This is a genomic window from Streptomyces sp. NBC_01013, from assembly GCF_045162765.1.
Lineage (GTDB): Bacteria > Actinomycetota > Actinomycetes > Streptomycetales > Streptomycetaceae > Streptomyces.
The window spans coordinates 8,351,556-8,364,110 of record NZ_CP108687.1 but is presented as its reverse complement, the minus strand read 5'-3'; the positions used below and the strand labels follow the sequence as shown (position 1 = coordinate 8,364,110).

1 protein-coding gene (cut by a window edge) is annotated in these 12,555 nt (G+C 73.0%); it reads right to left on the bottom strand.

The annotated features are described in order from the left end of the window. A protein-coding gene (locus OG538_RS36185; RefSeq protein WP_406099878.1) for a lonely Cys domain-containing protein crosses the window boundary here: on the bottom strand, window positions 1–12,555 show its 5' portion. The gene continues 24,687 nt to the left of window position 1, outside the view; the window shows 12,555 of its 37,242 coding nt (coding positions 1–12,555); its start codon is at window positions 12,553–12,555; its stop codon lies off the left edge, out of view.

The window sequence follows — 12,555 nt, the reverse complement described above, 5'->3', positions numbered from 1 at the left end:
GCGTGCGATGTCCTCACGCAACCAGATCAGCGCGGTGGTCCCGGCCTCGGCGGCGCGCGGTCCCCGCCGGGCCGCGCCCAGGGCGCGGAACGGGCGGCTGTCGGTGATCCGGTGGTCCACCTCGGCCACCGCCAGCCAGGTCACCGGCACCGCGAACAGCATGCTGCGGTCGGTGACGACCTTGACGTGGGTGCCGAGCGTGGTGTCCGTGGCGCCCTTCAGTGCGGTGCCGTCGTTCGCGCCGCCGATCGGTACCGCACCACCGGGGTTGGTCACACCTGCGTTGCTGTTGCCGGCCAGCGGCGCGGTGCCCGCCATGCCTTCGACGTTGTCGGTGATACCGGCCTCCAGGGCGTCGGAGGTCTTGGACCGCTGCATGGCCTCCATGCGGGGCTTGTTCTCCACGGCGAGGAGCCGCGCGCCGCGGCGGTGCATCTTCGCGTAGAGGCGGGAGTCGGCGGTGTGGGACTGGCCCAGCAGTCGGGCGGAGGACTGCACGGGCAGCTGGGAGCCGCCCGCGCCGAGCGCCTCGCGGAACCCCGCGGTCAGTCCGCCCTGCGAGGTGGCCTCCGCCTGGGCCTGCGCGGGCGCCGTGCCGAGGCCGGTGAGCGGGGTGTGGCGGGCCATGCGCACGCGCAAGGCGAGGACGTTGCCGGAGTGCCGGCTGCCGAGGTCGGAGTCGCCCAGGCCGTCGGCGCGGGCGGTTGCGAGGGTCAGCGCATCGTGCACCCCTGTCGCACCGCGCATGTCGACGGCGAGGATGCCGGAGCCGATCCGGTCGTCGAAGGGCAGGATGTCGGGGTCGGGACCGCTCACGCCGTCACCGGAGGTGCGCCAGGCGGCGATGCCGTCCGGCAGGGACTGTTCGGCCGTCAGCAGGTGGACCGAGCGGTCCGGTTCGGGCACGTCCTGTTCGGTGACCGCGCCGTCGTCGCCGTCACCCACCGGGGTGAGCAGGCTCGCCGGCGCGATCTCGTTGAGGGTGCCGACCTGGGCGACCGCACGCGGGGCGAGCGGGTCACCGGCCGCGTCCGTCATGGTGACGGTCAGGGTGTAGCCGGTGACGATCTCCGCGTGCGCCTGCGTGGTGGCGATGTTCGGCATGGAGGTGGTGCCCACGGTCTCGGTCCGGGTGCTCCCCCGCTGCTTGGCCGCCGTTCCCTGGAGCGAGGGGTTGGCGATGAGCACCCCGTTGTCCGCCGCGCGCTCGCCGGCGGACAGGGTGAGGTCGGCGCCACGGTCCTGGTGGGTGTTGTCCGCGTCGTCACGGGAGATGTTGCGGTAGTCCTCGAGCTCGAACCCCGTACGCAGCCGCTGCACGGTCGTGGTGATCGGTGTCAGTCTGAACCGGACCTGCCCGGGGCTGCCTCCGACCGGCAGCAGGTGCGGGCTGGCCCAGGCGCGGTAGCGGACCGGCAGACTCATTCCTTCGGTGGTCAGCTCGTGCAGGTGGGCGCGCAGGAAGTCCGGTGAGAGCCGCTGCAGGACCTGTTCACGGTCGTGCGAGGGCACGCCGATCTTCTGCAGGCGCGGCAGCAGCACCTGCGCGGCCCGGCTCGCGTCCAGCTGGCCGCTGGGGTGGGTCGGGAAGCGCCGGCCCCGCAGGAAGGCCGGCACCCGGTAGCCGCCGCCGAGGTTCTTCGGGGTGGTGGGGCCCAGCCCGTCGGGGGCCAGCCCGGCCTCGATGGCGTCCTGCATCGGCAGGTGGAACATCACCGCGTCACGGATCCGCTGGAGCGCGGCGGCCGCCCGGCGCGGGGCCAGGCCGCGTCCGAGCCTCTCGGACACCTTCCCGGCGGCGGAGCTGACGCGGCCCCCGGCACGGGTACCGACCGTGCCGATCGCGGCCGTCCAGCGGTCCCGCACCGCCACGGTCTCCGTGGCGTCGGCGACCACCAGGTACATCCGGCCGGCGAAGGTCACGGTGGTGCTGCGTCCCCGGGTCAGGGCCTGCGAGAAGCCGCGGCCCTTGCCCCAGGCGTACTGGAGGGCGGAGGAGTACGAGCCGACGACCGGCTCCTTGCCGGGGAGTTGCTGCAACGGCATGTAGCCGCCCTGGACGCCCAACGTGGTGCGCGAGCCGGTGCTCGTGCTGCCGACGACCCGGTGGTCGTTGGCGATGGTGGTCTCCAGGCTGGCCGGCTTCGGATCGCTCCTGACCCGCAGGTTGTCCAGCTCACCGCGGACCGCGGCCTTCACGTAGTGCGTCCGGAGCGGCCCGGCGCCGTTGAGCCCGGTGATCCGGGAGCCGAACGGCCCCAGGTACTGGCCGAGTTGACCGGCCACACCGAGGTTGGCCATCGCCCGTCGCAGCGCGGTGCGCACCGGCGCACCGGGGGCGCTGACGTGCCAGGTGCCGCCCGCCGCGCGGTCGGCGGTGTCCTGCATCAGCTGTTGGCGCTGCGGGCCGCCCTCGGCGCTGAGCACGACGTGCGGTGCGCTCAGCAGCTGCCGGACGAGCCTGCGGTCGTCCGAGTCCGCCCTGGGCAGCGGGCGGATGCCGTCTAGGAGCTGGTCCGCCTCCGCGGTGGAGAGCCGCTGGGGCGTGGGGGCGGGAGTCGGCGCGGTCGTCGTGCCGTCGGCGGGCGGGTCGGTCGGCGCGTGCCGGTCGGACCCGTGGGCGGCGGGCACGGCCAGCTCGACCCGTCCCACGGTTTCGGTACCCCGGCTGAACAGCGGGCGCTCCTCGACCTTGCTGACGAAGACGCCCGCACCGAGCAGACCGACGGTCAGCAGCCGCGCCCAGCCGCGCGGCCGGCGGTGGCCCTCGAAGGTCGCGCCGAGTTCCACCTGGTAGCTGTAGAGGTCGGCGCCGTTCTGGAAGGTGAGGTGGTCGTGGGCGACCGTGACCGTGTTCCGGGTGGCCTTCTGGTAGGTGCGGGCGTGGCGGGCACCCACCGAGACGCTCCCTGCCTGGCGCGGCAGGTCGGGACCGGGCACCTTGTCGTGGTCGCGCGGGGAGACACCCACCTCGATGCCCGCGGAGTAGGTGCTGGAGTCCTGCTGTCCCTGGCCGGAGACCTCGTTGCCGATCACCGCGTTGCGCAGTGACCGCTCGCTCATGGTGGTCTCGAACCGGCGGTCGGTCAGCGACGCCCGCAGGATCAGCGTGTGGTGGCCGCGGCGCACCACGCCGTCCTCGGTGAGCGTGACCGGGACCCCGGTGGTGGTCAGTTCGTCCAGGCTCTGCGTCAGGGTGGGCCGGTTCAGCGCCTCCCGCACCTGCCGCTCGTTGTGCAGCGCGGTCCGCAACCGTCCGTCGCCGTACCGGAACCGGGCCAGCCGGGGATGCCTCAGCATCATCGGCGGAACGAACATCGACGGGTACGAGCGGTGCAGGGTGTCCAGGACGGCGTCCGTGAAGGCGCGCATGGGGTCCGGCGCGACGGTGCCGTCCTGCGGGGCGGTGCCGTCCTGCGGGGCGGTGCCGTCCTGCGGGGCGGTGCCGTCCTGGGGGGCGGGCTGCCGCTGGTCCGGGGGCGGTGTCTGCGGGCCGGTCCTCGGGGGTGTCCGCTCCTGTGTCGTCGCAGGCGCCTGCTCGTCGGTGACGGGCGGCGGTGACTGCTGACCGGTGACGGGCGGCGGCGTCTGCTGCGTCGTCGGCGGCTGGGCGACGGTGCGTGCCTGTGGGCGGAAGCCCTCCGCGCGGACCTGTCCGCCGAGGTGGACCGGGTCCTTCCGGGTGAGATACCACGGCACGGGAGGCTCGGCGTCCGGGTTCGGTCCCGTGCGGCCGGGCGTGCGACTGTCCCAGCCCGCCAGCCGGCGGGCGTCCTGGGTGGAGATCCAGTCCAGGCTGACCACGTGCACCGGCCGGGCCGCGGAGGCCGGTTCACCGGCCCTGCGGACCATCAGGGTGCGCTCCACCTGGTAGAGCGCCATCGGATGGTTGCGGACCCGGCCGGTGACCTTGCGGGCCGCGTCGGTACCGAGGTAGTGGCCCCGCCCGATGCCCAGGTCCGCGCGGACCAGCGGACCGCCCTGGAGGCGTACGTCGGTCTCGAGCCCGGGCAGCGTGTGGTTCGGGCCCGCGGTGACCTGGAATCCGAACTTGGTCTCGCGGACGTGACCGCGTTGGTTCTGGTACGTGGTCTGGGTGAGGTCGCGCACCTCCGCCTTGACCGACTCGGTGACCAGCACGGCCCGGTGCGGCACCGAGCGTTCCACGACCAGGTGCCCCATCGGGTGCTGGCCGCTGCCCTGCGTCAGCTCGGGACCGCTGACCGGTCCGGTGAGCCGCCCGAACAGCCCGAGCAGCCGTCCCGGGCGCACGTACGAGACCAGCGTGCGGTGCGCCGAACTGCCGGGGCGTGCCCCGGAGAGGGCCAGTGCGATGTCCTCCGGGGGGGTCGTCAGGTGAAGGGCGGTGGAGTCGTTCAGCCGCGGCTCCACCCCGTCCGGGAACGTCAGGGTCTCCGGTGCCCGGCGGGGCCCCGTGAACGGCACGGTGAGGTCGTCGGGCAGCCGCCAGCTGAGCCCGTCCCGCATGCCGAACTCCGCGGTGTGCACCCGGGTGCGCTGCCAACGCGGCCCCGCGACGGGACCGGTCGCCGCGGTGCCGGTCCTGGCGGCCTTGGGCGCCTCGGTGACCCGTCGCACCGTCACCCGGTAGTGGACGTCGTCCAGGTGCAGGTGTGAGCCCTCGTGGGCGCGGTGCTCGCCCTGGTTGTACGCCGTGGTGCCCTGGGTGTAGTCGGTCCTGCGGCTCCAGCCCAGCGACGTACCGATCTTCAGGAGCCAGTTGAGGGGCGGTCCCATGCCCACGCCGCCTGCGATACGGCGTCCGACGCCCACACTGCGTCCGCCACCCGTACCGGCCTGCCCACGCCGCATCGTGTCCACCCGGACCGTGGCGCCACCGACGTCGGAGAAGCGTTCCCACCGGTGGTACGGGACGGCCTCGACCGTCATCTCCAGGCCGACCCCGGACTTCTCCCGGCCGACGACGCGGGCGCCGCGAGGGGAAGTGAACGCCGAGGGCTGGTAGGTCAGCAGACGCAGCAGCTCCGCCTCGTCGAAGTGCGCACGCGTCGCCGCCGGCAGCTTGTCGAGGATCTCCCGCGCCACCAGCTGGGGCGAGCGGAGCGTGAGCGTGCCGGGCCCGGTGAGCAGCCCCGTGGACGCGCCCTTCGGCGCCCCGGACGGGGCGGTGTCACGCGGGTCGGCGCCCGGCCTGATGAGGACGGTGGGCAGCCTGCTGCCGTCCTCGAAGGTGACGGTGCGCGGTGCAGGCCCCGGTGGACGGACGTCGTCGCCGGTCAGCAGACGGGCAGGGCGGTGCCTTTCGAGTTGGGTCTCCAGTGGCACCGGGTCGCCCCGGTCGGGGGTCTCGGCATCGTCGGGACCGGTGATCCCGGCCATGCTGCGCAGCCACTCCCCGAACGGGTCGGAACCGTCCGGCTGCGGGGAGAGCGGCGGCACGGGCGGCGTGACCGGGTCCGGCTCGGACGCGGTTTCCGGGCCGGGCTTCGCTCCCGGGTCCGGCTTCGGCCCGGGCTCGGTTTCCGGGTCCGCCGCGGGCTCCGGGGCGGCGGGGACGAGCGCGTCGTAGTGATCGCTCCCGTTGTACGCCAGGTGCAGGGTGCCGCCGGTGCCTCCGGGGTGCAGTTCGGTGACGAGGAGCGCGCCCGTCGTGTGCGGGTCGGGCCGCACGAGGCGCAGATCGAGGTCGAGGGTGTGCGCCAGCGCGTCCGGGAGCAGGTCGGCGAAGGGGGACGACCACAGCCCGGGTCGCTCCGCGGCCGCGGCGAGCAGGCCGCGTCCGCCGAGCCGTCGGGCGTCGGCGGGGGTGGGCGCCACCTGTGCGAGCTGCGGATAGTCGCTGTCGGCCAGGATCTGCCGCCACTGGTCGGCGTCACCGTCGGTGACGACCGCCTGTGCGATGCGGTTCCAGGCGTCGGTGATCAGGCGGTGCTCCCCCGCGTCGGTCACGCCGGCCAGCGCGCGCGTCCGCAGGTCGTCCACCACGCTGAACACCGGGTCCGGCACGAGGGTGTCGGCGACGGTACCGAGCTCGGACCCGGCGACCCGGTCACGCACCAGGCCGCGCAGTCCGGCGATGTTCCGGGCGGCCCAGGCAGGAGGCACGTCGCGGCCGCGGGCACTGTCGAGCACCGCCCGGAAGAGGCAGTTCCCGTCGCCCGGGACGTCCACCCGGCGGAAGGCGAGGCCCTGCGCCCGGACGAGGTCCGCGGGGTCGGACGCCGTCGCGGGGCCCTTGCCCTTGCTGAACAGCGCCAGGCTCTCGGCGAGGCTGTCCGGACGGTTCTGCGCCGACGGCACCAGCGGACCGGGTCCGCGCACCTCCTCCGGCGAGACCGGTGCGGTCGCGGGCAGGCCGGAAGGCCGCGTGAGCGGCACGGTCCAGGTGAGTTCGGCGTTGTTGTTCCCGGGGCTGAACCGGAGCAACGGCTGGCCGTCCGGGCCCTGGTGAGACCCGACGATCTTGTCGAAGAGCGACTTGTCGAAAGCCGTCGGCGGATTCCAGAACATGTGCGCGCCGTGCATCACGGCCATGTCCTTCGCCCGCATCTCCTCGATCAGCGCGTCATGCGCCGGAAGCGAGATCCGCTCCCCGTCAGGCGTCGAGATGTCGAACACATCGTGATCACCGGTGAGCGGACGCCGCTCACCGTCCCGCCCCGTCCCGTAGACCACTCCGTCCCGGACGAAGAACCTGTTCTCCGCCTCAAGTCCCGCCATCTGCCCGGCAAGCGCACGGAACTCCGCCGACCGCTCGTTGAAACGCGACAGGACACGGTCCCGCTCCCCCTCCGGAACAACCCCCACATCAGCCAGCACCGGCTTGAAATAACCGACCAGCCCGACAACCGAAGGATCAGCACCCAGAAAGACATCGACGTCATTGACCGTCTTCGCCTTGATCTCCGACGGCTTCGGCAACGCACCCGCCTCCAGCCACTTCGGAGCCAGAGAATTCGTCGGCCGCACATCGATGACCACGTTCCTGTCCCGCGCCAGATCACGGAACTCCTTGAACCCCTTCTCCGCCATCCCGTACACATGACGCGCCGCATACGAATCGACCTCATTCACCCCGAGCGGCACGGTCCAGGTGAGTTCGGCGTTGTTGTTCCCGGGGCTGAACCGGAGCAACGGCTGGCCGTCCGGGCCCTGGTGAGACCCGACGATCTTGTCGAAGACCGACTTGTCGAAAGCCGTCGGCGGATTCCAGAACATGTGCGCGCCGTGCATCACGGCCATGTCCTTCGCCCGCATCTCCTCGATCAGCGCGTCATGCGCCGGAAGCGAGATCCGCTCCCCGTCAGGCGTCGAGATGTCGAACACATCGTGATCACCGGTGAGCGGACGCCGCTCACCGTCCCGCCCCGTCCCGTAGACCACTCCGTCCCGGACGAAGAACCTGTTCTCCGCCTCAAGTCCCGCCATCTGCCCGGCAAGCGCACGGAACTCCGCCGACCGCTCGTTGAAACGCGACAGGACACGGTCCCGCTCCCCCTCCGGAACAACCCCCACATCAGCCAGCACCGGCTTGAAATAACCGACCAGCCCGACAACCGAAGGATCAGCACCCAGAAAGACATCGACGTCATTGACCGTCTTCGCCTTGATCTCCGACGGCTTCGGCAACGCACCCGCCTCCAGCCACTTCGGAGCCAGAGAATTCGTCGGCCGCACATCGATGACCACGTTCCTGTCCCGCGCCAGATCACGGAACTCCTTGAACCCCTTCTCCGCCATCCCGTACACATGACGCGCCGCATACGAATCGACCTCACCGGCCTTGGGCGGCTCGGGCGTCGGCTGTTCCTGCCGGCCGGTGGTCGTGGGCGCCGGGTCGTTCAGGCGTCGAGCCAGCTCCGCGGTGTCCTCGGGGCCGAGGGCCAGCTCGGACAGCGGCAGCGGTGCGCTCGTCAACGACCAGGCCACGTCGGCCGAGGGCGCGTAGGAGAGTCCGCGCACGTCCTCCCGGGAGACCAACGTGGTCGGAGACAGCTGGGCGGGCGGAGGGGGCAACAGGTCGCCGAGCGTGGTCCCGGGCCCTGCACCGGCCCGTAGCCCGGCCGCCGCGCGCAGGAACGCGGTGTACTGCTCGGCCGTGGGGTCGGCGGACGGATCGGCCGTCGGGGCACCGGTGGCGGTGTGCCAGTCGGTGACCATGCGGCGCAGCAGGTCCGGGGTCATGCGGCCGTCGCCGTAACGGGCGGCGCTGTCCGCGTTCAGCCAGCGCAGACCGTCCACGTAGGCGAGACCGGCGAGCAACTCGGCGTTCCCGGGCCGCTGTTCGGCGCCCGATCCGAGGGCATCACGCAGGGTACGGATCTGCTGGAGGGTGCGGGCGCGGGCGAACGGGTCGGCCGGACCGGGGCCCGCGTGCAGACCGGCGTCGCGCGCCGCCCGGTCCAGGTCCGCGCCCTTGGGTTCCGGGGTGAACAACCGCCAGCGCCCCGGCCCGTCCGCGCCCTCGGTGAGCACCGCGCGGACCTCGCCGTCCCGGTCGCGGGCGGTGCCCACCTCGGTGGTCGGCGCGTACACCGGGCGCCCCGTCCGGTTCGCCACGTGCTGTGCCACGGGCAGACCGGCGATCTGCGGCTGCTGTCCGGTCTCGCAGGCGAACAGCACCAGCGGCCGGTCCTGATCGCCGTCCACCACCCAGGACTTGAGCACCTCACCGAGCTGGACACCGCTCACCTTCACGCTGGGCAGGGCCGTGTCGTCGGTGCCGAGCGTGACGGTACGGGGGGTGCCGTGTCCCACGAAGTAGTCGGCTCCCCGTTCCGTGCCCGCACCGGGGAGCGGGGCCGAGGGGCCGGTGAAGACGGTGCGTGGGGCGGACTGCTGGGCTTCGGTACCCGCGTCGGAGGCCGTCCGCACGCGCGGGGGTGAGGAGGGGGGGCCGCCGTCGGAGACCGTGCGTACCCCGCGGAAGGTGTCCTGGCCGAGCAGCGCCCGGCGCCCCGCGTCGCGTCGCGTGCCGTCCTCGGCCGGGCTCTGCGAGATGGTCAGCGTCCGGACGGCACGGCCCGGCTGGGGCTGCGACGTCGTGTCCGGCACCAGGCGCCGCAACTGGCTGAGGGGCACCGTGAGGCCGTCCAGGGTGACGACGGCCGGCTCGCTCGTCGGCCTGCCGGTCCCGTCTCCGTCGCCCTCGGTGGTGGCTGCGCCGCCCACGGGGCGTACGACGATCCGGGCCTTGGGCGGGGGAAGGGCGACGGGCTGTGTCGTGGGGGAGGTTTCGGCGGTGACCGGGGCGAGCGGGGGCGGGGTGCCGCCGTTACCGGTGCCGTGTCCCGTGCCGGGGCCGGCAGCCCGTCCGCCGGCCCCGGCACGGTCGCTGTCGCCCGACTCCAGGTACACGTCGGTGGCCGGGTCGCTCCAGGGCCGCGACAGGGTGGCGAGCTTGTCGGCGGCGGGCGCCGTGGCGGGCGTGGAGTCCGGGAGGACCGGGTTGCCGTGTGCGGGGTTCACCTTCTCCGTGGGGCCCGTCGGCGGGGGCGTGGGGGTGGAGGTGGAGGTGACGGCCGCGTCGGTGTCCGTGGTGCTCTGGGTGGCGGGGCGGGGCATCGGGCCGAGTGCGTCGGCGAGCGGCAGCAGCACGTCCGCGCCGGGGAACGCGGTGTCCACGGTGCCGGCGGCCGTCGCGGCGGGCGTCGGGCCGGTAAGGGTGCGGACCTGGACCGGGGAGCCCGGCCCCTCGCGGGTCAGCTCCACCGCGGCGCGTACGGGGCGCCCCGTCCCGTCGGGCGCGACGGCCGGCCCGAGCACGACGGCCCGGTCGGTTCCCGCGCCGTCCAGCAGTTCGGCCGCCTCCGGCGACCCCTCCCCCGGTGGCGGCACCTGCGACACCACGATCGTCAGGGGCGGTGCCGGCGTGGAATCGGGGTGCACGGCAGGCGCGGGGTCCGACTTCACGTCGGTGGTGCCGCTGACATCCCGTTGGTCGCCGGGGTCGGCGGACGAGCCGACGGTGCTCACCTTCGGGGGAGCCGTGACGGTGTCGGCAGCAAGGTCGCGAGTGACGTCGGTGGCGGGGCCGGCGGCCGGAGCGCTGGGGGCGTCCACCGTGGTGCTGTCGCCTACGGGGGCGGAGGCGTTCCCGCCGGGGCGCGTGGTGACGTCCGGGTCCGTCGTGACGCCGGGCCTGAGGGCGTCGACGGCCTCCGGGGCGGGAGTGCTCGGCGAGGAGTCGTCCGTGGTGGTCGGCGAGCCGTCCGCCTGAGCCGCGCCGTCCGGAGCGCGGGTGCCCTGCGGGGACGTGGCGGAGGAAGCCGGAGCACCGCCCGCCGTGGGCACGCCACCCGGACGGGCGGCGCTGCCCGTCGCGGGGGTGGCGGAGGTCGTGGGACTGCCGCCCGTAGCGACGGGAGTGGCGTTCCCCTGAGTACCCGGCACGGCGGCCACGGCGTCGTTCCGGCCCGCCCCTTCCCCCGGGGACGTCCGGAGGTCGCTCTCCGGAGACCCCTGGGTGTTGCTCTCCGGAGCAGCCTGGACCACGCCCTCCGGAGACTCCTGCGTGCTCCCCTCCCGGGCGCCCTGGACGTCGCGCTCCGGGGACGGGGTCGTCCCGGCGGAGTCCGCCGGGACGTCCTCGGCGACGTTCTCCTGGGACGTCCCGGGCACGGTAACCGGCCCGCCCGCCGAGTCCTCCGACACCGCATCCGCGCCGTGGTCCACCACGAGGTCGGTGTTGTCCCCCGTCGGACGTACGGCGGAGTTCCTGGTGTTCGTGCCGGACGTGCTGCCGGAGGTACCGGCGCCGTTCACCGCACCCGGCCCGTCCACCGCGCCGGGTGTCGCGCCCACGGCGATCGGGGCGTCCACCGTGACCTGCGTGCCGAAGCCGTCGAGGGCACGGCGGACCTCGTCCGTGTCGATCTGGTTCGCGGGGCTGCCCCCGGCGGGCACCACCCGGACCTCGGGCAGCTGCGACAGATTGCCGTGCAGGCTGTCGCGGACACCGATCTCGGAGGTGCCGGGCGGCTGGGAGCCGCGCAGGGCGGCCAGGTCACGCAGCGCCTGCTCACGCACCTCGGCCGGGCCCTGGTGGACCTGCTGCCACAGCGCGTTCTCGGTGGCGGTCACCGGCAGCGGGCCCGGCGAGTAGGGCGGCGGGTCCAGCGACGTGTACGGCGGCGGGTTCTCGGAGACGTACGGCGGAGGCGACTGGCTGCCGGCGACGGCCCCCGGACCGGTGGTCTGCTGGGAGACCGGCGGGAGCGAGGTAGGCGTGGGGCCGTCCCCGCCCGTGGTGTCCGGACGCGAGGGGCCGTCGGTGCGGTCCTGGCCGCCCGTGGAGCGCGACGCACCGTCGTCGGAGCCGGTGGTGCCGCCGGACACGGTGGGCGGCGGGTTGCGCAGCTTGTCGATGACGTGACGCAGCTCGGCGGCGCTGTTCACGGCCGTGTCGCTGAGTGTGGCCTCGACCTGACTGCTGATGCCCGCGCCGACGAAGGTGGACCAACTGGTGGACCAGTCGCCGTCGAAGGCTCCCTTGATCAGGATCTCGGCGAGCGCCTCGCCGGAGCCGGCGGCGAGGAAGTCGGCCGTGCCCTTCAGTCCGTAGTGCCCGGCCAGCGCACCGGGCCGGTCGGCGTTGAAGCGCAGGAGCTGGTTGTTGCGCCACAGCTCGGGGTTGTTCCGGAAGGACAGCGGGTTGTTCCGGAAGGTGACCGGCGGGTTGCTCGAAGGGCCGGGGCCGTTCCCGTACGGGCCGGGGCGGTCGTCGAAAGGGCTGTCGCGGTCGGGCTTCGGGCTGGGCTCGGGGGTCGGCCGCGGATTCGGTCGGTCGTTCGGCAGGTCGAGGTCGGGGGTGTTCTTCGGATTGGGGGGGTTCTTGAAGTCGAGGTCCGGGGCGTTCTTGAGGAAGTTGTTGTCGAAGCTCTTGACGATGCCGCGCGCGAACTTGTCGAAGACGCTGGTGAGGAAGCCGGCCGCCGCTCCGAACGCGGCGGCCTTGCCTATGTCGCTCCAGTCGACGCCGTCGGGACGGCGGCCGTCCGGGGCGAAGTTCATCATCGCCATCCGCACCGCGAAGGTCGTGAACGCCTCGGCGAACGCCTCGGTCAGCGAGGGAGCGAGGTGCAACCGCTGGAGCAGGTGGCTGAGCGTGGTGAGGATGAAGAACCGGCTGCGCATCTTGGCCAGCATGATCTGACTGGCCGAGGCGCCTCCGGTGAAGAAGGACATGGCCAGATAGATGGCGATCTCGATGAGCAGCCGGATGATCTCGGCGATGACCTGCCACTTGGACTCCATGATGTCCATGGAGGTCTTCCGCCGACCCTCGGCGATCTTGTCGAGCTGCTCGGCGAAGTCGCGAAGGTAGTTCTTGCCGCCGTCGTCGATGAGCATGCCCATCGCCTTGCTGTACGACTTGGCGAGGTCGTCCGGCATGGACTCACCGATGTCGTGGACCGACTTGTCGATCAGCGAGGACAGCCGGTCCAGCTTCCGGCCCAGGCCGGAGTAGGGCCGACGGCTCTCGTACGCGAGATCCTCGTCGGCGTCCATGAGCCTCTCCCCGGTGAGGATGAAGATCATGGCGTTGACCTCGGGCGACACCTGGATGCTCAT